11 protein-coding genes and 1 tRNA gene are annotated in these 21595 nt (G+C 74.1%); 2 read left to right on the top strand and 10 right to left on the bottom strand.

What is annotated here, in order from left to right; genetic code table 11:
* Nucleotides 1-65: 65 nt before the first annotated feature.
* The 5 genes from ACF08W_RS24155 to ACF08W_RS24175 form a co-directional block, all read right to left on the bottom strand.
* Nucleotides 66-3038, bottom strand: a complete 2973-nt coding sequence (locus ACF08W_RS24155; RefSeq protein ID WP_392280496.1) for a tetratricopeptide repeat protein — start codon at nt 3036-3038, stop codon at nt 66-68.
* Entirely contained in the window at nt 3035-4885 is a 1851-nt protein-coding gene (locus ACF08W_RS24160) for an HSP90 family protein (RefSeq protein ID WP_392280497.1), read from the bottom strand. The genes ACF08W_RS24155 and ACF08W_RS24160 overlap by 4 nt, the downstream gene beginning before the upstream one ends.
* 56 nt (nt 4886-4941) lie before the next feature.
* Nucleotides 4942-5928, bottom strand: coding sequence for a hypothetical protein (locus ACF08W_RS24165; protein WP_385203705.1), 987 nt, complete (start codon nt 5926-5928; stop codon nt 4942-4944).
* A 264-nt stretch (nt 5929-6192) separates the two neighbouring features.
* Nucleotides 6193-8655 carry an FtsX-like permease family protein gene (locus ACF08W_RS24170; protein WP_392280498.1) on the bottom strand — a complete coding sequence of 821 codons (2463 nt, stop codon included), beginning with the start codon at nt 8653-8655 and terminating at the stop codon, nt 6193-6195.
* Nucleotides 8649-9383: an ABC transporter ATP-binding protein gene (locus ACF08W_RS24175; RefSeq protein ID WP_392280499.1), complete on the bottom strand. Its 735-nt coding sequence runs from the start codon at nt 9381-9383 to the stop codon at nt 8649-8651. Before ACF08W_RS24175 ends, ACF08W_RS24170 begins: the two co-directional genes overlap by 7 nt.
* Nucleotides 9384-9798: 415 nt before the next feature.
* Between ACF08W_RS24175 and ACF08W_RS24180 the strand changes: the two genes are divergently transcribed.
* Both ACF08W_RS24180 and ACF08W_RS24185 read left to right on the top strand, forming a co-directional pair.
* The gene (locus ACF08W_RS24180) at nt 9799-11112 is read left to right on the top strand and encodes a sensor domain-containing protein (protein ID WP_392280500.1); all 1314 of its coding nucleotides are present in this window, start codon (nt 9799-9801) and stop codon (nt 11110-11112) included.
* Nucleotides 11113-11371: 259 nt separating this feature from the next.
* Nucleotides 11372-12016 (top strand): response regulator transcription factor, encoded by a 645-nt coding sequence (locus ACF08W_RS24185; protein ID WP_352275596.1) that lies wholly within the window; start codon nt 11372-11374, stop codon nt 12014-12016.
* A gap of 90 nt (nt 12017-12106) precedes the next feature.
* Here the strand turns inward: ACF08W_RS24185 and ACF08W_RS24190 are convergent.
* The 5 genes from ACF08W_RS24190 to topA all read right to left on the bottom strand — a co-directional run bounded on the left by ACF08W_RS24190 (nt 12107) and on the right by topA (nt 21515).
* A tRNA-Thr gene (locus ACF08W_RS24190) sits at nt 12107-12180 on the bottom strand.
* A gap of 98 nt (nt 12181-12278) precedes the next feature.
* Complete coding sequence (locus tag ACF08W_RS24195) at nt 12279-13829, bottom strand: alpha/beta hydrolase (protein WP_392280501.1); 1551 nt, start codon at nt 13827-13829, stop codon at nt 12279-12281.
* A gap of 83 nt (nt 13830-13912) precedes the next feature.
* The gene (locus ACF08W_RS24200) at nt 13913-15118 is read right to left on the bottom strand and encodes a DNA polymerase III subunit delta' (protein WP_392280502.1); all 1206 of its coding nucleotides are present in this window, start codon (nt 15116-15118) and stop codon (nt 13913-13915) included.
* 249 nt (nt 15119-15367) lie between these two features.
* Nucleotides 15368-18496, bottom strand: a complete 3129-nt coding sequence (tmk, locus tag ACF08W_RS24205) for a dTMP kinase (protein WP_392280503.1) — start codon at nt 18494-18496, stop codon at nt 15368-15370.
* A gap of 136 nt (nt 18497-18632) precedes the next feature.
* Nucleotides 18633-21515 carry a type I DNA topoisomerase gene (gene topA / locus ACF08W_RS24210; RefSeq protein WP_392280504.1) on the bottom strand — a complete coding sequence of 961 codons (2883 nt, stop codon included), beginning with the start codon at nt 21513-21515 and terminating at the stop codon, nt 18633-18635.
* Between the last annotated feature and the right edge of the window lie 80 nt (nt 21516-21595).

Genomic DNA, 21595 nt, shown 5'->3' on the forward strand with positions numbered 1-21595 from the left:
GCGCGAGGGGCCGACGGCGCGGCCGGGGGCAGACCGTCGGCCGGGGCGGACCGTCGGCCCGCGGCCTACTCCTCGTCGCGCAGGCGGGCCGCCAGGGAGGTCAGCGGCTCGGCGTCCTCGGCCCGCCCCAGCGCGGTCAGCCGGGTCACGGCCGCGCCGAGGCGGGCGAGGGCCGCGTCCGTCCGCTCCAGGTAGATGCCCTCCACCGCGGCCGCGAGCCGGACGCACTCGGCCCACTCCTCCACCTCGTCCCCCTCCGCCGCCGGTTCGCCGGCCAGCGCGGCGGCCCGCTCCAGCGCGGCCAGGGACTCCTCGTACGCACCGGCGTGGGCGTGGACCCGGCCGTACTCGTAGGCCAGGGCGGTGTCGAGGGGACGGTCCTGGGCCTCGAACCCGGCGGCGCGGGCCTCGTCGGCGACCCGGCCCGCGTCGGCCAGGAGGTCGAGGGCGCCGGGCAGCCCGTCCTCGCCCTGCTGCTGGACCCGCAGCCGGGCGAGCTCGCGCAGACAGCCGCTGATCCGCTCGTAGCGCGGGGCCAGGGCATGGGCGGCGAGCGCCTGATCGACGGCCTCGCGGGCCCGGTCGGCCTCCCCGGACTCGGCGAGGGCCACGGCCGTCTCCGCCGCGATCATCACATGACTGCCCGGGTCGTCGTCCCAGCCGGCCGACTCGGCCGCGAGGGCGAGGAACTCCTCCGTGGCGGCCTTGAGGTCCTCCCCCGCGTACAGCGCGCGGGCCCGGGTCAGCCGGAGCTGGGCGACGAGCCGGTCGTCCACCTCCCCGGCCGCGATGTCCGGCTCGGCCAGCAGCGAGTCGAGCAGGGCGATGCAGTCCTCGAAACGACCCAGGTCGAGGCAGAGCCCGGCCGCACCGCTGTACGTGCAGTACGCGTCGAACCGGCGGCCCTCGCGCATCTCCAGCTCCGCCGAGCGGGTCAGATGGCGCAGCGCCTCGTCGGGGCGGCCCAGGCGCAGGACCACCTCGGCCAGATCCGCGTGGATCCGGGCGGTCCCGGACTGGTCGCCCGGCCAGTCGGCGGTCAGCCGCAGCGCCTCGGCCAGGCTCTCCCGCGCCTCCTCCACGTCCCCGAGGCCCAGCCGCATCCGGCCCCGCAGGGCGAGCGTGCGGGGCAGGTGCCAGGCGGGGCCGTGCTCCCGCAGCCGGCCGACGTGGCCGTCGAGCACCGCGACCGCGGCGGGCAGGTCACCGGCGAGGGCGTGGGTGGTTGCCCGCAGCATCAGGGCGCCGGATATCTGGGTGGGGAGGTCGTGCCGGGTGGCGAACGCGTGCAGCAGCTCGGTCTCGGCGAGGACCGGCTCCACGTGCTCCCCGCTCCCCGACGCCTGCAGGCGCATGCCGAGCGCGGTGGCCCGCAGCCGCAGCAGCCGCGCCTCCTGGTACGGGGCGAGCCCGGACGCCTCCTCGTGGAGCCGGACCATCGACGCGTGGGCGGCGGTCAGCGCGGCGGCCTTCGCCCCGGGCCCGCCGTCCTCGCCGTCCTCACCGTCTCCTTCGGCCCCTTCAGCCCCACCGGTCCCGCTCGCGGCGTTCTCCGCGGCGGTGAGCAGCGCACTGGCACGGGCCTCGGTGGCGGCGCCCGGCTCCCCGGCGTCCTCGTACAGCCCGGCCGCCTCCTCGTACAGGGCGGTGGCCTCGGCGAACGCGTCCCGCTCGTTCGCCCGGTCCGCCTCGTCGCCCAGCAGGTCCGCGCGCAGCCGGGCGAGCGGGCCCACGGCCGGGTCGTCGGGGTGGGTGTAGTCACCGGCGGCGACGAGGGCCCGGAGCCGCGCCCAGTACTCCCGCGCCTCCGGATGCCCCTGCTGGTCCAACTCCCGGGCCCGCAGGACGAGTTCCGCCGGGGTATCGGGGAGCGCGGCGGGGGCCGGGGCGGCCGGCGCGGCGGCCGGGGCCACCTCGTCGAGGCCGCGGGTGCGCAGGGTGAGCTCCAGCGCGTCGACGAGCGGGGCCCGGTCGAGGCGAGCCCGGCGCCGGTCGGTGTGGGCCGGGGTTCCGTTACGGGCGTCGAAGCGGGCGGCGAGCTCGTCGGCCCGCTCCCCCACCTCGGCGCGGAGTTCGGCCACCGTCCAGGACCGGCCCGCGTACCCGGCGGCGGGCAGACCGCCGTGGCCGAGCGCCTCGACGCGCCGGAGCAGCACCTCCACCCCGGTCAGGAACTGGAGCAGGTCCAGCGGCGAGTCGACCTCGGCGAACAGGTTCCGGTTCTCGGCGAGCAGCTCCAGGCCACGGCTCTCGTTGCCGGTCAGCGCGCAGAACTCCAGGTGCCGCCCGACCTCCCCGGCCATCGAGGGGTTGCGGCGGCAGATGCGGTAGCCGGAGAGGTGCAGCTCGCGGGCGCGGTCGGTGTGCCCGGAGCGCACCAGCGGCAGCAGCGCGTACGAGACGGAGCGGGCCGGCTCCTCCTGGCAGGACGCCTTCCCCTTCAGGACGGGCTCCCAGACCTCCAGGGCCCGCCCGTCGTCGCCCGCCGCGAGGTGGTAGCGGGCCTGCTCGCAGATCTCGCACGCCTCGCAGTCGCTGAGCCGGCTGCGGGTGCGGCTCGCCCACAGCTCGTAGGCGAGGTCGGCGCCCTCACCGGTGTGCGCGGCCAGCTGGTACGCCTGGCCGTAGTAGGGCTGGAGGTCCAGCCCGGCCTTCTCGTACCGGTCGCGCATCTCCGTCAGCCACTGCCGCACACCGGTCAGCGGCACCTCGGGCAGCACCAGCAGGGCGTTGGCCACCCACTTGAACCGCCAGAACAGCGTGTGGCGGCGGCGCTCATCGAAGACGTCGGGCTGCTCGTCGAACAGGTTGAGCAGCCGGGCGAAGACGACGGGCGACTTCCGGGGCTCGGAGCCGTAGGTGTACGCCTCCTGGAGCTCGAAGAGCGCGTCGACGAGCGGGGCCGGCTCCTCGAACCGCTCGGCCACGTCGACGAGTTCCTCGGCGGTGAGCGTACGGGTGCGGCCGTAGGGGCGCTCGTCGTTCGCGGCCAGCGCCCGGTAGAGCTCGTCGGTGTTCCGGGGGGTGTTCGGCGTCATCGGCTGTCCTTGCGGAGGGCGTGGGCGAGAAGGTCGAGGAAGGAGCGGTTGATGAGGCTGGACTCGGCGGGCCGGAGCGGGCGCCGGGACAGCATCGCGGCCTGTCCGTAGAGGGCTTCGGCGCTGGTGCGGGCCAGTTCGGGCTCCTCGATGGCGACGGCGGCGCGGACCAGCGGATTGAGCTGGTTGAGGATCAGCTGGGCCCGAGGGGCCTCCCGGCGCAGGGCACCGAGGATGTCGCCCCACACCCCGCCCTCCTGCTCCCGGGCGAGCCGGGAGCGGGTCCGCTCGTGCCGGGCCTCGCGGCTGTCGACGAGGAGGGCGGGGGCGGACGCCGGGTGGAAGGTGCGCAGGGCGACGTCGCAGTCGAAGACGGCGAGCGCGTCCCGGGCCAGGGCGAGGTAGGCCGTGGCGGCCAGCTCCGTCTCCCGGTCGACCGGGTCGAGATGGGCGGTGAGGGTCTCCGGATCGAGGTCGGCGACCACCACCTCGGGCCTGATCTCGGGCAGCCGGTGGATCAGCTCGCGGTCGTACGTGTAGCCGCCGTTGACCACGCCGAGCCCGGCGGCCGAGGCGATCGCCGCGACCTGCCGGAACTCCTCCACGCTCGACGTCACCAGCACCGTGCGGTGGGTGCGCGCGAACTCGTCGAGCGTGGTGTGCCCGTCGGTGGTCTCGAACGGAAGCCAGGGCAGCAGCATCCGCAGGATCTCGTCGTCGTGCACGGCGAGCGACTTCACGGCCAGGTGGTGGGCGTGCAGGAACCGTTCGAGCAGCTCCGGCTCGCTGGCGGCGACCCGGGCGATCCACGCCCGCAGCCGCTCGGCGAGGGCGTCGCGGACGGCGGCGAGCGTGTCGTCCTCGTACAGGGACTCGCGGGAGGCCGTCGGGCGCAGGCTCTCCGCGTCGACGACGCAGCGGACGAAGAACGCCCACTCGGGCAGGATCTCCTCGGCCTGCTCGGACAGCAGCATGCCCTTGACGTGCACCCGGTGGCCGTGGCGGCGCCCGGCCGGGACCGCCTCGGGCAGCACGCAGGCGATGCCCTTCAGCCCCACGGCCGGCAGGTCCAGCTCGATGGTGTCCAGCGGGGTGAACCCGAAGACCTCCTCCCCGTACCCGGCCAGCGCCCGGGACCGCGCCCCGGGCGTGGGATACGTGCGCTCCCAGGGCGCGGGCTCGGGGTTGACCGGTACGGCGGGGGTGCCGGAGCCGTCCTCGAAGGTCACCGGGTGGCGCAGCAGGGAGCCGAACTGCCGGGCCAGCGCGTGCACCCGCTCCGGGCCCGTCCACTCGCCGGTGTCGGCCCTCGGGGTCAGCGTGACGGTCGTGCCGGGCCGGGTCCGGGCGGAGGCGGGCAGCGTACGGACGGTGTAGCTGCCGTCACCGCGCCCCCGCCACTCCACGGCGGGCGCATCCGGAGTGCGGGCGGAGCGGCTCAGGACGTGGATCTCGTCGGCGACGAGGAAGCAGGAGAGCAGCCCGATCCCGAACTGACCGATGAAGTCCGCGCGTTGCTCGGCGATCCGGTCGGCGCGCTTGCTGCTGCGGCCGATCGTGGCGAGGAAGGTGTGCACATCGGCCTCGCTGAGGCCGACCCCGTCGTCCTCGACGCGCACCACCGAGCCGTCGGCGTACAGCCGGATCCCGAAGGCCCCGGCGGGCGCGTCCGGGGCGAGGCCCTGCCGGGCGGTCAGTGCGTCCACCGCGTTCTGCAGGAGTTCACGCAGGTAGACGCGGGGGCTGGAGTAGAGGTGGTGGGAGAGGAGGTCGACGAGGCCGCGCAGATCCACCTGGAAGGTGCGATCGGCGCCGGGCGGGGTCGCCGGGGTGTCGTGCAGAGTCATCGGCAGTCCGGGAGAGGAGGAGGGGGGAGGAGAGAAAGGAGAGAGGGGAGAGGCGGTCAGGTCCGGCGCAGGCCGCGGGCGTACTGCCTCCGGGGACTCCCGAAGTACTCCCACGGCCAGGTGGTGCAGGCACCGTCGAGCACCTGGTAGACCCGCCGGGCCGTGCGCCACTCGCCCGCCATCGACAGGGCCATGGCGAACGTGTTGAAGTCGTACTGCCACCCGAGGGTCCGTACATGGTCGGGGTGCAGGATGCTGCGTTCGGCCGCCATGCTCAACTCGGCGCGGATCTCCGGGGTTTCGATGCTGCTCGCATGCCCCGCCTCGACCGCCTCCTCGATGTGCGCCATGGCGATCGCACAGCCGAGCCTGCTTCCGTGGGGAGCGCGGGCGAACGCCTCACGCGCGAACGCCAGGGCCTGACCGGGCTCACCGCCCCATCGGGGCTGGAGCTGCGAGATCCACGCGAGGTGGGCGTCCAGGTCGAGCGGGTCGCGGCGCAGGGCCGCGTCGAGGCGGGCCCGGGTCACGACGGGCCCCAGCGACATGCCGCGTCCCGAGATGAGCAGTTGGCTCCACGGCGTGATCCACTCCGGCCTCAGCTCGGCGGCCTCCAGCAACCGGGCCTCGCCGAGGTTCAGCCGCTCGTGGAAGACCCGCCACTGGTCCCGCGAGACGTCCGCCGCGCGGGCCGAGGTGCGGGCCTCCCAGCCCCACATGATCTGACGCGCCCCGGATATCAGCAGAGCCGTCGCCCGGTGCTCCCCGTCCTCCTCGACGGCGCGACCGATCCACTCCTCCACCCCGGCCACATCGGCCAGCTCATTCAGCACCGCGTGGTCCCGGCCCAGGTCGAAGGGGGCCAGCGCCGCCCGCACCGCTCCCCAGTCCCCCGCCCCGGCCGCCTCCACCAGCGCGAGCACCCGCCGGTCCCCGAGCGCCCGCAGCTCGTACACCGACGCCCTCTTGTGGAACGGCACGGGCAACGCGTACGGATCGGCCTCGACCCCCGCCCCACCCCTGCCGAACAACCTGCCGAGCATGCCGAACCCTCCCCTGGAACCGCCGTCTTGGGGTGCAGCATAGGCCGCACCACCGACATCGCCTCCACAGAGTTTTCACCCGTGCTCCACAGCCCTCACCGGCGGCGCCCCGTGCGTCGGCGATTCCTCCCCTGCGGGCTCCCCGGGAAGGAACGCGGCGTCGGGCGCCCCGGAACCGCGGGCTCGGGCGGGCCGCCCGTACCGGGTCGGGCTCGGCGGCGAGGATCCGCCCCCGGCCGCCCAGCAGTTCCCGGGACCGAGCGGTCACTCGCGCATGCCCGCCAGTTCGACCGGCCGGACGCGCAGCACGAACGACGCGGGCAGCACGGAGGCCACGGTCGCGAGCAGGGCGCTCGCGCCGACCACGGCGGCGACCGTGCCCCAGGGCACCACGACGTCGGACCACACGCCGAGCAGGCCGAGGGCGCCCCACACGCCCAGCAGGTTCACCCCGGCGATCACCGCCCCGAGCACCGTGCCGACCGCGACCACCACCAGTGCCTCGGCCCCGACGAGCCGCAGCACCTGTCCCTTCGTGGCGCCGGTCAGACGCAGCGAGGCGAGGTCGCGGACCCGGTCCGAGGTCGCCATCATCAGGGTGTTGGCGAGCGCGATGCCCGTGTAGACCAGGGCGATCCCGAGGATCATCCACAGGCCGAGCCAGGTGTCCCTGCTGGAGCCCGGGTAGCGGGCCCCGACCCACTGGTCCCCCGTCAGGAGCCGCACGCCGGCCGCTTTCGCGGCGGCGCCGAGTGCGGCCGCCGCGCTGTGGGCGCCGTCCCGGGGCAGCGCGAGGTCGACGCGGTCCACCGGGGCGCCGTCGGCATTGTGCTCGGTGAGGTAGACGCCGTTGCCGCCGGTGCCGGTGGAGAGGACCGCCGCGATGCGCAGATCCGCCTTGCGACCGTCGCCCAGCCAGACGGAGACCCTGTCGCCCACCTTCGTGGTCAGCCACTCCTCGTTGACGACGATGCTGTCGTCGTCCAGGTCGGCGAGGCGGCCCGCGACGACGGGCAGCCGGGAGACGGCCGCGTGCACCGCCGGATCGACCGCCCTGGCCTCGGACTTGACGAGAGCCACCCCCTCCTCCAGGACGGTCACACCGGTGGACCGGGACTCGCTGACGGTCACACCGGGGACGGACCGGGCGCGCCGGACGAACTCGTCGGGCAGCGCGCGGCCCTCCCCGCCCGCCGTGGCGACCAGGTCCGCGGTGATCTGCTGCCGCGCCTCGTCGGCCTTGGCCCCGCCGATCGTGGCGGTGGTGCCCATCAGAGAGGCGGCGAGGGCCACCGTGATGAGGACCGGCGCGGCGACGGCGGCGGTTCTGCGGACCCCGGCGGAGGCGTTCTCCCGGGCCAGCATGCCCGTCGCGCCGGGAAGGCGGGCCGGCAGCCAGGTCAGCAGCCGGGTCAGCGGCTTGACCAGGACCGGCGCGAACAGGGCGAAGCCGACGATCAGCAGCATCGGCTGGGTGACGTAGGTCTTGCGCTTCAGGACGTCGCCCGGGTTGTCCAGCAGGGCCAGCGAGAGCAGGCCGAAGCCGGCCGCGAGGACCGCGATGCCGATCAGCCGGCGGCTCACCGGCATGGCGCGGGAGTCGACCGCGGACTCGCGCAGCGCCTCCGTCGGGCCGACCCGGCCGGCCCGCCACGAGGAGACGGCCACCCCGCTCAGGGCGACGAACAGGCCCGTCCAGAAGGCGGTGTGCAGCGGCCACGTCTGCTCGCCGATCCGGAACCAGGAGGGGGCGATGCCGCTGTCGGCCATCCAGGAGGCGAGCCGCGGCGCGCCCGCCGCGCCGAGCCCGCAGCCGGCCGCCGAGGCGAGCACACCGACGACGAGCGCCTCGATGAACACCATCCGCCGCACCTGGGAGGGGGTGGCACCGGCGGTGCGCAGCAGCCCGAACTCCCGGCGCCGCTGGGCGACCGCGAAGGAGAACGTCGAGGCGACGACGAACACCGACACGAAGCCGGTGACGCCCGCGGCCGTGCCGAGGAGCGCGTTCACCGAGACCAGTGCTTCCTCGTCCCGGTCGGGGTCCGGGTCGGCGCGTCGGCGTTCCCCGCCGGTCAGCACGTCGAATCCGGCGCCCACGGCCGCCTCGACCCGGTCGGCCGGGGCGTGCACGGCGACGGCGTCCACGGCGGGAGAGATCCGCGCGGCCTCGGCCTCGGTGAAGAACAGCGCGTTCTCGAAGCCGGCCGACGCGACCGTCCCGACGACGGTGACCTGCTCGGTCCCGCGGACGGTGGCGGCCCGCACCCGGGCGCCGGGCCGCAGCGCGTCCCCGGTGGCGACGGCTTCGCCGGGCGCCGAGGGTGCGCGTCCGGAGGTCAGTGTGTAGGGGGTGAGCGCGGCGACCGACCACGGGTGGCCGACCGTGTCCTCGGCGAGCCCGGGGCCCGACACGGGGAAGGTGCGGTCCTCGACGATCTTGCCGAGCGCCGCGAGCCTCGCGGTGACGGCGGCCGGGACCGGCGCGGGGTCGGTGATCGTCTGCGTACGTTCCCCGATGGGCGTGTCCGCCCGGACGAGGCCGGAGGTCTTCACGACGACCGGCGCCTTCACGAACCGCTCGGGCCCGCGGTCCGGAGCGCTGAAGGTCGCCGCGAGGGCGAGCCCCGTGGTGGCGATGAGGCCGACGCCGAGGGCGAGGGCGATGAACGAGCCGATGAACGTGACCCAGCGGGTCCGCATTCCCTGCAGAGCGAGTGTCAGCACGGGAGGGCCGCCAGTCGGGTCATGTGTGCGGCGACCCGCTCGGCCGTCGGGGAGAACAGCTCGTCGTGGACCCGTCCGTCGGTGAGGAACAGCACCCGGTCCGCGAAGGAGGCTGCCACCGGGTCGTGCGTCACCATGATGACGGTCTGCCCCTGGTCGACCATCTGCCGCAGCAGCGTGAGCACTTCACGGCTGGTGGTGGTGTCCAGGGCGCCGGTCGGCTCGTCGCCGAAGAGCACCTCCGGCCGGGTGACCAGGGCGCGGGCGAGCGCCACCCGCTGCTGCTGTCCACCGGACATCTCACTGGGCCGGTGCCCGGCCCGCTCGCGCAGTCCGACCTTCCGCAGCACGTCCAGGACATCGCTCCGCCGGGGGCGGCGTCCGGCCAGCCGCAGCGGCAGCGCCACGTTCTGCTCGGCGGTGAGCGAGGGCAGCAGGTTGAACGCCTGGAAGACGAAGCCGATGCGGTCCCGCCGCAGCAGCGTGAGCTTCTTCTCGCTCAGCCCGCTCAGGTCGGTCTCCCCGAGCAGCACCCGGCCGCTGGACGGTCGGTCCAGGCCCGCGGTGCACTGGAGGAAGGTCGACTTGCCGGAGCCCGAGGGCCCCATGACGGCGGTGAAGGTGCCCCGGGGAATGTCCAGGGAGACGTTCTCCAGGGCGGTCACGGCACCGGCGCCCCTGCCGTAGGAGCGAGTGACCGAACGGAGTCGGACGGCTGCTTGATTCATGGCGTCCACTCAACCGGGCCCGGAATGGGCGCACATCGCAGCCGGAGGGAGTCTTCGGGGTGGAGGTAACTCCACCCTTCCCCGTACGGTGGCGGCCCTGGGCGGGAAGGCAGCGCCCGGCGGCGACAGCAACGTGCGTGGGCAGCCTCCTGCCGCCGAACAGGTCGGGTGACCGCGGCACCGGCCCGCACCAAGGAGGAACGGACCGGGCTCCCGGCGCGCAGCCCGAGCCCCGCGCAGCAGGGCGCCCACAACAGCGCGACCAGCCCCGACCACCCCGGGTACGGCTCCGCCCGGGCACCCGCACGGAGCCGCCCCATACACCTGGTGGCCGCCCATACCGGGAGTTCGCTACCGGTCCGATGGTGGAGCCGGCTGGATGGTCCGCGCGACACGGGCCTCCTATCGTGCCCCCATGCACGCACCCAGCCTCTGGCAGGCCCTGCACCAGCGTCGGTACCTCCGGAGCGGCTGGCCGTGGCGCTGCGCCCTGTACTTCCTGACCAGCGTGCCGGTGGGCGCCGCCGTGCTGGTCTGTCTGCTCGTCCTCGCGCTGGCCGGCAGCCTGCTGACCGTGGTCCTCGTTGGGGTGCCGCTCCTGCTGACGCTGGTCCTCGCCGGCCTGCCGGTCGCGCAGGTGGAACGGCGCCGGCTGCGTCTGATAGATCCGGCCGTGCCACTGGCCGACGCCCACCAGGACCCGCCGCACACCGGGCCCGCCGCCTGGCTGCGCACCCGTCTCCAGGAGCGCTCCACCTGGCGGGAGTTGGGTTACGCCCTTCTCTTCGGCTTCCTCCTGTGGCCGCTGGAGGCAGTGGTCATCGGCACGGTCATCGGCGTGAGCGGAGGGCTGATCTCCACCCCCCTGGTCATGGCCACGGCCGGCGGTGGCGAGGAGGCTCGTGTCATCAAGTTGTGGCTGGTCCACTCCTATCCGGCGGCGTTCGCCGCCGCCCTGGCCGGGCTGCTCCTGCTCCCCCTGCTGGCCTATCCGCTGGGCCTGCTCGCCGCGGGACGCGCACAGCTCACCCGCCTCCTCCTCGATGCGCCGCCCTCCCACGACGACGTGCGGGTCAAGGAGTTGAGCCGGTCGCGGACGCGTCTGGTGAACGCCTTCGAGGCCGAGCGCCGCCGTATCGAACGCGACCTGCACGACGGCGCCCAGCAGCGGCTGGTCGCCCTGTCCATGCGGCTGGGCCTGGCACGCCTCGACGCCCACGAGGAGCCCCTCGCCGGGCTCCTGGCCGAGGCCCACGGCGAGGCCCAGGCCGCTCTGGTCGAGCTGCGGGAGCTGATCCGGGGCATCCACCCCCGGATCCTCACCGACCGGGGGCTGGCCGCGGCCATCGAGGACGTCGCCGACCGCTCCCCGGTCCCCGTCGACCTCGATCTCGACCTCCCCCACCGGTTCCTCGAAGCGGTCGAGTCCGCCGTCTACTTCGCGGTGTGCGAGGCGCTGGCGAACGTCGCCAAGCACAGCCGGGCCACCCGGGCCACCGTCGAGGCCCGCGTCGACCAGGGCCAACTCGTCGTCCGCGTCCGGGACAACGGCGTGGGCGGCGCGAACGAGGCCGACGGCACCGGGCTGGAGGGGGTCGCTGATCGCATCTCGGTCCTCGGCGGGCATTTGCTAGTGTCCTCACCGTCCGGCGGGCCCACGCTCTTCCGCCTCCTCGTGCCCTGCACCCCGGCTCCGGACCGCCGCCCCGACGCCCCGCCGGCTCGCTAGGAGGTGTCTGACACATGCCTGCGGCGTCGCGGGTTCCGGCACATCCCCAAGCTCTCGGCTTCGCTCGAGCAGGGGACACCCCACTGCTCGCGGCGTTGCCGAACCGCCCACGTGGCTCCTTCCCCGAGCTCTCAACTCCGTTCGAGCAGGGGAGACCCCATCCGCAGACACCCCGGCGCCTTGCGATCGCACGCACCGGACCCTGCTCCTTCACCCGCACTCATTTATCAGACACCCCCTAGCCCATCAGAGGAGCCAGATGTTGCGCATCGTGTTGGCCGAGGACAGCGTGCTGCTGCGGGAGGGCCTCGTCGGCCTCATGGAGCGCTTCGGCCACCAGGTCCTCGCCGGCGTCGGCACGGCCGACGAACTCACGGCAGCCGTCGCCGAGCACGACCCCGACATCGTCGTCACCGATGTACGGATGCCGCCCGGCTTCTCCGACGAAGGGTTGCGGGCCGCGCTGCGACTGCGCGAGAAGAACCCCCGGCTGCCCATCCTCGTCCTCAGCCAGTACGTCCAGCGCGCCTACGCCGAGGAGCTGCTCGACTCCTCCGACGGCACCCACGTCGGCTACCTCCTCAAGGAACGCGTCGGCAACGTCCAGGAGTTCATCGAGGCCCTCCAGCGGGTGGCCGCCGGCGCGACCGTCGTCGACCCCGAAGTGGTGCGCCAGCTCCTGCGCCATCGCCGCGACCCGCTGGCCAAACTGACCCCGCGCGAGCAGGAGGTCCTCGCGCTGATGGCCGAGGGCCGGTCCAACGCCTCCGTCGCCGCGGCCCTGCACGTCAGCGAGGGCACCGTCAGCAAGCACTTCGGCTCCATCCTCACCAAGCTGGACCTGAGCCTGTCGGACGCCACCAACCGCCGGGTACTGGCCGTCCTGGCCTACCTGCGCGGCTGACCTCCCGCAGATCCCGGATCCGCCCGGGACTCCAAGGTCATTCGACAGAAAAATCCCCAGGTCAGAGGACTGACCTGGGGATTTTCACGGAGCCGCCTTCGGGATTCGAACCCGAGACCTACGCATTACGAGTGCGTTGCTCTGGCCAACTGAGCTAAGGCGGCACGCCCTGTCGCACTATGGTGCGATCAGCAGCGTCGCCAAGTCTACACAGTTTCCAGGGGTGCTTCGTACCAGCCCTGGTGCGGGCCGTTCGTGCAGGTCAGGAGCACTTCTTGGACCGGGCGGGCGGGGTGCCCTCCAGGAGGTAGGTGTTGATCGCGGTGTCGACGCAGTCGCTGCCGCGGCCGTACGCGGTGTGGCCGTCGCCCTCGTAGGTGAGGAGGGTGCCGGAGGAGAGCTGGCCGGCCAGGGAGCGGGCCCACTTGTACGGGGTGGCCGGGTCGCGGGTGGTGCCGACCACGACGATCGGGGCCGCGCCCTCGGCCGTCACGCGGTGCGGGGTGCCGGTGGGGCGGACGGGCCAGTCGGCGCAGTTCAGGGCGGCCCAGGCGAAGGACCTGCCGAAGACCGGGGACGCCTTCTCGAAGTCCGGGACGGACCGGGTGGCGGCCCTGGCGTCGGTGAAGGCGGGCGGCTGGTCCAGGCAGTTCACGGCGGCGTTGGCGAACATGAGGTTGGCGTACGAGCCGCTCGGGCGGCGCTCGTAGTAGCTGTCCGAGAGGGCGAGCAGGCCGGAGCCGTCCCCGTCCTGGGCGGCGGCGACGGCCTCGCGCAGCTGCGGCCAGGCCGACTCGTCGTACATGGCGGCGATGACCCCGGTGGTGGCCAGGGACTCGGTGAGTTCGCGGGTGTCGCCGGTGCCGATCGGGTGGGCGTCCAGCTCGGCGAAGAGCCGCTTCAGCCGGGCGGCGGCGTCGGCGGCCGAGGCGGTGCCGAGCGGGCAGTCCGCGTTCTTCACGCAGTCGGCGGCGAAGGCCTGGAAGGCGGTCTCGAAGCCCGCGGTCTGGTCCCGGTTCAGCTCGGCGGCGTCCAGCGAGGGGTCCATCGCGCCGTCGAGGACCAGCCGGCCGACCCGGGCGGGGAAGAGGTCGGCGTACGTCGCGCCGAGGAAGGTGCCGTACGACGCCCCGACGTAGTTCAGCCTCTCGTCGCCGAGCAGGGCCCGCAACATGTCCATGTCGCGGGCGGCCTCGACGGTGGAGACATGCGGCAGCACCTTGCCGGACCGCTTCGCGCAGCCCTGCGCGAACTGCCGGTACGCCTCGTTCAGCGCGGTGATCTCGGCGGCGTCGTCCGGGGTCTGGTCGACCTGGGTGAAGCGGTCCATCTGCGGGCCGGTGAGGCAGACGACGGGCGCGCTGCGGGCCACCCCGCGCGGGTCGACGGCGACCATGTCGTAACGGGCCCGGACCTGCTCCGGGTAGCCGATGCCCGCGTAGTCCTGGAGGTATTCGACGGCCGAGCCGCCGGGACCGCCCGGGTTCACCAGGAGGGAGCCGATCCGCTTGCCGGGACCGGTCGCCGCCTTGCGGGAGACGGCGAGGTCGATGTCGCCGCCGTTCGGCTCCGCGTAGTCCAGCGGCGCCTTCATCGTGGCGCACTGGAACCCCTCGACGCCGCAGTCCCGCCACTTCAGCCGCTGCGCGTAGTACGACGTGAGCCCGGCGGGAACGGCCGGGGCGGAGACGGACGAGGCTCCCGAGGGCTGCGCGGAGCCCGTCGAACCGCCACCGGTGCAGCCCGCGACGAGCAGGCCGGCCGTACCGAGCAGCGTGGTGACGAGGGTGCGGAGCGAACGCCTGGAGTCCATCCCCGGAGCGTAGTCGCCCCGTACCGGTTCGCCCGGGTCGCTCCCCGTACGGGTGAATCGACCTCCCGGGACCGGACGCCGCGTCAGCCCGCGCGCAGGGCCATCGTCATCGCCTCGACCGCGAGGAGCGGTGCCACATTGCGGTCCAGGGCCCGGCGGCAGGCGATCACCGCCTCTATCCGGCGCAGGGTGCGCTCGGGCGTGGAGGCGCGGGCGATCCGGTCGAGGGCGTCCTCGGCGTCGGCGTTGGCGATGGCGGTCCGGGAGCCGAGCTGGATGGCCAGCACGTCGCGGTAGAAGCCGGTCAGGTCGGTGAGCGCGAGATCGAGGCTGTCGCGCTGGGTACGCGTCTTGCGGCGCTTCTGCCGGTCCTCCAGCTCCTTCATCACCCCGGCGGTGCCGCGCGGCATCCGTCCCCCGGCCACGGCGCCGAGCGCGGCCTTCATCTCCTCCGTCTCCTTGACGTCGACCTCCTCGGAGACCTGCTTGGCATCCTCGGTGGCGGTGTCGATCAGCTCCTGGGCGGCCTTGAGGCAGCCCCCGATGTCCTCCACCCGCAGCGGGAGCTTGAGCACGGCGGCGCGGCGCGCGCGGGCCCGCTCGTCGGTCGCGAGGCGACGGGCCCGCTCGATGTGGCCCTGCGTGGCCCGGGCGGCGAACGCGGCCCGCTCCGGCTCGACGCCGTCCCGTCTGACCAGGACGTCGGCGACCGCGTCGACCGGGGGCGTGCGCAGCGTGAGGTGGCGGCAGCGGGAGCGGATGGTGGGCAGCACGTCCTCCAGGGAGGGGGCGCAGAGCAGCCACACCGTACGCGGCGCGGGCTCCTCGACGGCCTTCAGCAGGACGTTCCCCGCGCCCTCGGTGAGGCGGTCGGCGTCCTCCAGGACGATGACCTGCCAGCGGCCCACCGCCGGCGAGAGCTGGGCACGGCGGACCAGGTCGCGGGTCTCCTTCACGCCGATGGAGAGCAGGTCGGTACGGACCACCTCGACGTCGGCGTGCGTACCGATGAGGCTGGTGTGGCAGCCGTCGCAGAAGCCGCAGCCGGGGGCGCCGCCCAGGGCGCGGTCGGGGCTGGTGCACTGGAGGGCGGCGGCGAAGGCCCGGGCCGCGGTGTCGCGGCCGGAACCGGGCGGTCCGGTGAACAGCCAGGCGTGGGTCATCTTCGACGTGGGCGGCACCGGCTCCCCCGCCGCACCGGCGGTGACCAGCGCGTCGGCGTCCCGGGCGGCGGCGCCGAGCTGTTCCTCCACCTGGTCCTGGCCGACCAGGTCGTCCCAGACGGACATGGGGTCACCGCCCTTCCGGCGCTGTCGCGCTGTCGCGCTGTGCGGACGCGCTCTGCTGTCGCTTGCGTGCCGATGTGCGAGCCGGCTGCGGCCGGCGCTCACGTCGGCCGCGTGCCGGTGGGTCCATCGGCGCTCGCCGGGCCGGTTCTTCCGGTCCGGCTCCCATTGTGGGGGACGGGTCCGACAATCCCGGCCGGGCGGAGGGCGGCCGCCGGGCGGGAACCCCCGCCGGGCGGCCGTCACCGGCCGTCAGCGGCGCGGTCGGCGGCCCCGGCGGCCCTGCCCCTCGTCGTCCCCCGGACCGTCGTGGTGATCGCCCAGCAGCTCGTCCGCCAGCGACGGCAGGTCGTCCAGCGGGGTCTCCTCGGCCCAGTCGGGGCGCGGTCGGCGGCCCCGGCCGCCCCGGTCCTGGACCGGCTGGGCGTCGCCGACCTGCGGCAGCTCCCGGGTCCGCTCGTTCTCGCTCTCCGCCGCGGAGCCCCCCGGGCGCTCGTCGCGGAAGATGCCGCGCGGCACCCGGTCCGCCGGGTCGGTGTCCCGGGTCTCCGGAGCGTCCCGTACCTGCGGGAGGACCGTCGTCTCGTCCGACGCACCGGACCACCCGGAGCGGTCGTTCCCGTCCTGGACCTTCGGGAGCATCGCCGTCTCGGCCTCGTCGGCGCGCGCGCCCGGACCGTCCGGCGCGGGCACCTGCTGCGTCACGTCGTTCGGGTCGATGATCGGCGTCGGGACGGTGATCTCGTTCTCCGGGACGGACGCGGCCGCGGCGGCCTCCGCACGGGCCCGCTCCGCCGCCTCGGCGGCCTCGGCCGCCGCCCGCCTGCGCGCCTCCTCGGCACGCAGCAGCGCCTCCTCGGCCTTCCGCTGCTTCTCCAGCCGCTGCGCCTCGGCCTCCTTGCGCAGCCGGGCGTCCTCCTCGGCCTTCCGGCGCAGCCGGGCCTGCTCGGCCTCGCGGGCCGCCTCCTCGGCCTCCCGCCGGACCCGCTCCTCCTCGGCGACCCGGCGGGCCTCCTCGGCGCGCTGCCGGGCCTCCTCCGCCTCGCGTTCGGCCTCGCGGCGGCGGGCCTCCGCCAGCTCGCGGGCCTTGCGCTCCTCCTCCTCGGCGCGGAGCTTGGCGAGCTGCGCCTGGCGCTCGCGCTCCAGCCGCTCCTCCTCGGCCTTGCGCGCCGCCTCTTCCTCGGCCTTGCGCCGGGCCTCCTCCTCGGCCGCCCTGCGCGCCTCCTCCTGGGCCTTGATCTCGGCCTCGGAGAGCGGCAGCAGCTGGTCGAGCCGGTGGCGTACGACGGTGGTGATCGCCTCGGGCTCCTGGCCCGCGTCCACGACCAGGTAGCGGGTCGGGTCGGCGGCGGCCAGCGTCAGGAAGGCGGACCGGACCCGGGCGTGGAACTCGGGCGGCTCGGACTCCAGCCGGTCGGGGGCCTCGGTGAACCGTTCCCTCGCCGTCTCCGGGTCGACGTCCAGCAGCACCGTCAGATGCGGAACGAGCCCGTCCGTCGCCCAGCGCGAGATCCGGGCGATCTCGGTCGGCGAGAAGTCGCGGCCCGCGCCCTGGTAGGCGACGGACGAGTCGATGTAGCGGTCGGAGATGACGATCGCGCCGCGCTCCAGCGCCGGGCGGACCACCGAGTCGATGTGCTCGGCGCGGTCGGCGGCGTAGAGCAGGGCCTCGGCCCGGTGGGAGAGCCCGGCCGACGAGACGTCCAGCAGGATCGAGCGGAGCCGCTTGCCGACCGGGGTGGCGCCCGGCTCGCGGGTGACGACGACCTCGTGGCCCTTGGCCCGGATCCAGTCGCCGAGCGCCTCCGCCTGGGTGGACTTGCCCGCCCCGTCGCCGCCCTCCAGCGCGATGAAGAAGCCGGTCGCGGCGGGGGCCACGGCCGGGTCGCCGCCGCGCACCGCCTCGCGCAGGTCGCGGCGGAGCGGGACGCCGGAGCGGTCGTCGGTCTTCGCCAGGACGAGCGCGGCGACCGGCAGCAGGAGCGCGCCGATCAGCATCAGCGCGTAGGCCGCGCCGCCGTGCTCGAAGACGAAGTCGCCGGAGCCCAGCCGGTGGGCGCCGATCGCGGCGGCCAGCAGCGGACCGGCCAGCGCGCCCAGGGCGATCAGGACCCGTACGACGGCCTGGAGGTGCTCGGTGGTCCGGGCCCGGCGGGACTCGTCGGTCTCCTGGTCGGTCAGGGCGTGCCCGGTGTGGGCGGCGACGCCGGCGGTGTAACCGGCGAGCACCGCGAGCAGCAGCACGGTCGCGGTGTCGGGCACCAGGCCCATCGCGAGCAGCGCGATCCCGGTGACGGCGGTGGCCAGGGCGAACAGCCGGCGCCGCGACAGCGTGGGCAGCACCTTCTCCGCGGTCCGCACGCCGACGCCGGTGGCCCCGGTCAGGGCGAGGATCAGCAGCGCGAAGGTGGCGGGGCCGCCGCCCAGGTCGGCGGCGTGCAGCACGGAGACGGCGGAGGCGGCGGCGATCGCACCGGCGACCGCGGCCGACGCGCCGACCAGCAGCGGAACGGCCCCGGTACGGCCCCGGTCGGGCCCGCCCCCGGCCGACGACGGACGGCGCAGGCCCTCCAGCGGGGAGCGCGGCCGCGGGGTCTGCGTACCGGGCAGCTCCAGGAAGTACAGGGTGGAGACCGACGCCGAGAAGAGCCCGGCGGCGACGTACGAACCGAGCGCCGCCTGGTGGATCGAGAACCACTCCAGGCCGGTGCCCAGCAGTTCGCCGACGAGCGTGGCGACCAGCAGGACGGTGGCCGCCAGGGGGATCGCGGCGAAGTCGGTGCGCAGGGAGAGCCGGCGCAACGCGCCCAGCCGGTCGGGCAGCGGGCGCACGGCGGCGCCCTCGATGGGCGGGGCGGGCAGCAGCGCGGGGGCGGCGCTGTCCTTGGCGATCGTCCAGAGCCGTTCGGCCGCGCCGGTGACGAAGACGGTGACGAGGATCATCGTCAGCGCCTTGTCGGGCATCCAGTCGATCCACAGCGGCGCGACGACCAGCAGCGCGAGCCGCAGCCCGTCCGTCCCGATCATCAGCCACCGCCGGTCGACCGGCCCGCCGGGCGCGGTGAGCGTCGTCAGCGGACCGAGGAGTACGGCCCCGAAGACCAGGGTGGCGAGGATCCGGGCGCCGAACACCGCGGCGACGGCGAACGCCGCGCCCCGGTAGCCGGTTCCGAAGGTGCCCTCCAGGACCGCCGCCTGGAGTGCCATCAGCACCAGGACGAGAAGGGCGAGGGCGTCGCCGGTACCGCCGATGAGCTGTGCGCTCCACAACCGCCTCAGCGGGGGGATGCGCAACAGCGCTCGTACGGCACGCTCCCGTGAGTCTGCGGCAAGTGTGTCGGAGGTGGGGCTCACGACCGTTGGCTGCTCGGCTCGCGTCATCCGCCCAGCCTATCCGGAGCGGTGAGGTCCCCGGAGGCCCCGCCCGAACATACGCCCGCCGGGTGTGTCCGTTCCGCGTGCCCGCACGGCGGAGGGGGCCGGGAAACCCCGGCCCCCTCCTGCGTACGCTCGCCGGTCAGTCCTCCACGGACGCCGAGGCCGTCGTCTTCTTCGCGGCGGTCTTCTTGGCCGTCGTGGCCGTCTTCTTGGCGGCCGTGGTCTTCTTCGCGGCCGCCGTCGTCGTCTTCTTCGCCGCCGTCTTCTTCGCGGCCGCCGTGGTCTTCTTGGCAGTCGTCTTCTTGGCGGCGGTCTTCTTGGCCGGGGCCTTCTTCGCCGTCTTCTTCTTGGCGGGTCCCTTGGCGCGCTTCTCGGCGAGCAGCTCGTAGCCGCGCTCCGGCGTGATCTCCTCGACGCTGTCGCCGGTGCGCAGCGTCGCGTTGGTCTCGCCGTCGGTGACGTACGCGCCGAAGCGGCCGTCCTTGACCACGACCGGGGCACCGCTGACCGGGTCCGTCCCCAGCTCCTTCAGCGGCGGCTTGGCGGCGGCCCGGCCGCGCTGCTTGGGCTGGGCGTAGATCGCCAGCGCCTCTTCGAGGGTGATGTCGAAGAGCTGCTCCTCGGAGGTGAGCGACCGCGAGTCCGTGCCCTTCTTCAGGTACGGGCCGTAGCGGCCGTTCTGCGCGGTGATCTCGACGCCCTCGGCGTCCTCGCCGACGACGCGCGGCAGCGACATCAGCTTGAGCGCGTCGGCCAGCGTCACCGTGTCCAGGGACATGGACTTGAAGAGCGAGGCGGTCCGCGGCTTCACCGCGTTCTTGCCGGTCTTCGGCGTGCCCTCGGGCAGCACCTCGGTGACGTACGGGCCGTAGCGGCCGTCCTTCGCGATGATCTGGTTGCCGGTGACCGGGTCCGCGCCGAGCTCGAAGTCGCCGCTCGGCTTGGCCAGCAGCTCCTCCGCGTACTCCACGGACAGCTCGTCGGGCGCCAGGTCCTCCGGCACGTCCGCGCGCTGGTGGCCCTCGGCGTCCTTCTCGCCGCGCTCGATGTACGGCCCGTAGCGGCCGACGCGCAGCTTGATGTCGTTGCCGACGGGGAACGAGGAGATCTCCCGGGCGTCGATCGCGCCGAGGTCGGTGACCAGCTCCTTCAGCCCGCCGAGGTGGTCGCCGTCGCCGTTGCCCGCGTCGGAGGCCGCGCCCGCGCCCGCCTGGTCGTCGCCCGCGCCGAAGTAGAAGCGCTTGAGCCACGGCACGGACTGGGCCTCGCCGCGCGCGATCCGGTCGAGGTCGTCCTCCATCTTCGCGGTGAAGTCGTAGTCGACGAGCCGGCCGAAGTGCTTCTCCAGCAGGTTCACCACGGCGAACGACAGGAACGACGGGACGAGCGCGGTGCCCTTCTTGAAGACGTAGCCGCGGTCCAGGATCGTGCCGATGATCGACGCGTACGTCGACGGGCGGCCGATCTCGCGCTCCTCCAGCTCCTTGACCAGCGAGGCCTCGGTGTAGCGGGCGGGCGGCTTGGTGGCGTGGCCGTCGGCCGAGATCTCCTCGGCGGACAGCGCGTCGCCCTCGGCGACCTGCGGCAGCCGGCGCTCGCGGTCGTCCAGCTCGGCGTTCGGGTCGTCGGCGCCCTCGACGTACGCCTTCATGAAGCCGTGGAAGGTGATCGTCTTGCCGGATGCGGAGAACTCGGCGTCCCGGCCGTCGCTCGCCCGGCCGCCGATCCTGACGGTGACCGAGTTGCCGACCGCGTCCTTCATCTGGGAGGCGACGGTCCGCTTCCAGATCAGCTCGTACAGCCGGAACTGGTCGCCGGTCAGGCCGGTCTCGGCGGGGGTGCGGAAGCGGTCGCCGGAGGGGCGGATCGCCTCGTGCGCCTCCTGCGCGTTCTTGACCTTCCCGGCGTACGTGCGCGGCTTCTCCGGCAGGTATCCGGCGCCGTAGAGCTGGGTGACCTGGGCGCGGGCGGCGGCCACCGCGGTGTCCGAGAGGGTCGTGGAGTCGGTACGCATATAGGTGATGAAGCCGTTCTCGTACAGCTTCTGCGCGACCTGCATGGTGGCCTTGGCCCCGAAGCCCAGCTTCCGGCTCGCCTCCTGCTGGAGGGTCGTCGTCCGGAACGGCGCGTACGGGGAACGGCGGTACGGCTTCGACTCGACGGACCGCACGGCGAACGAGGAGTCGGCGAGCGCGGCGGCCAGGGCGCGGGCGTTCGCCTCGTCCAGGTGCAGCACCTGGGCGGAGCCCTGCTTCAGCCGTCCGTCCGGGCCGAAGTCGCGGCCCTGCGCGACGCGGCGGCCGTCGACCGTGCTCAGCCGGGCGGTCAGCGTCGACGGGTCGGAGGCGTCACCGGTGCGGCCGGTGGCGAAGGTGCCGGTGAGGTCCCAGTACTCGGCGGAGCGGAAGGCGATGCGCTCGCGCTCCCGCTCGACGACGAGCCGGGTCGCCACGGACTGGACGCGGCCGGCCGACAGGCGCGGCATGACCTTCTTCCACAGGACCGGCGAGACCTCGTAGCCGTACAACCGGTCGAGGATGCGGCGGGTCTCCTGGGCGTCGACCATGCGCTGGTTGAGCTCGCGCGGGTTGGCGACGGCGGCCCGGATCGCGTCCTTGGTGATCTCGTGGAAGACCATCCGGTGGACGGGGACCTTGGGCTTCAGGACTTCCTGGAGGTGCCACGCGATGGCCTCGCCCTCGCGGTCCTCATCGGTGGCGAGGAAGAGTTCGTCGGACTCGGCCAGCAGCTGCTTGAGCTTCCTGACCTGCGCCTTCTTGTCCGCGTTGACGACATAGACGGGCTGGAAGTCGTGCTCGACGTCGACGCCGAGCCGACGGACCTCGCCGGTGTACTCGTCCGGGACCTCGGCGGCCCCGTTCGGCAGGTCGCGGATGTGCCCGACGCTCGCTTCGACGACGTATCCGGGGCCGAGGTAGCCCTTGATCGTCTTCGCCTTGGCGGGCGACTCGACGATGACGAGTCGGCGGCCGCCCTGTGCGGTCTCGCTGGTCGGGGACAACTTCGCTCTTCTCTCCGGTCGACGCTCGGTGGGCATCCGGGCAGTGCTGGGGCGCTGCCGATGGTGCTGTCGCTGCGGAG

Origin of the sequence: Streptomyces sp. NPDC015144 (assembly GCF_043079735.1) — a bacterium.
Classification (GTDB): Bacteria; Actinomycetota; Actinomycetes; order Streptomycetales; family Streptomycetaceae; genus Streptomyces.

Bases quoted from the DNA above. Each gene is read 5' to 3' on its own strand.
- ACF08W_RS24185 (WP_352275596.1), top strand. From the start codon at position 11,372: ATGTTGCGCATCGTGTTGGCCGAGGACAGCGTGCTGCTGCGGGAGGGC.
- ACF08W_RS24155 (WP_392280496.1), bottom strand. From the start codon at position 3,038: ATGACGCCGAACACCCCCCGGAACACCGACGAGCTCTACCGGGCGCTG.
- ACF08W_RS24165 (WP_385203705.1), bottom strand. From the start codon at position 5,928: ATGCTCGGCAGGTTGTTCGGCAGGGGTGGGGCGGGGGTCGAGGCCGAT.
- ACF08W_RS24195 (WP_392280501.1), bottom strand. From the start codon at position 13,829: ATGGACTCCAGGCGTTCGCTCCGCACCCTCGTCACCACGCTGCTCGGT.
- ACF08W_RS24180 (WP_392280500.1), top strand. From the start codon at position 9,799: ATGCACGCACCCAGCCTCTGGCAGGCCCTGCACCAGCGTCGGTACCTC.
- ACF08W_RS24200 (WP_392280502.1), bottom strand. From the start codon at position 15,118: ATGTCCGTCTGGGACGACCTGGTCGGCCAGGACCAGGTGGAGGAACAG.
- tmk (WP_392280503.1), bottom strand. From the start codon at position 18,496: ATGACGCGAGCCGAGCAGCCAACGGTCGTGAGCCCCACCTCCGACACA.
- ACF08W_RS24175 (WP_392280499.1), bottom strand. From the start codon at position 9,383: ATGAATCAAGCAGCCGTCCGACTCCGTTCGGTCACTCGCTCCTACGGC.
- ACF08W_RS24160 (WP_392280497.1), bottom strand. From the start codon at position 4,885: ATGACTCTGCACGACACCCCGGCGACCCCGCCCGGCGCCGATCGCACC.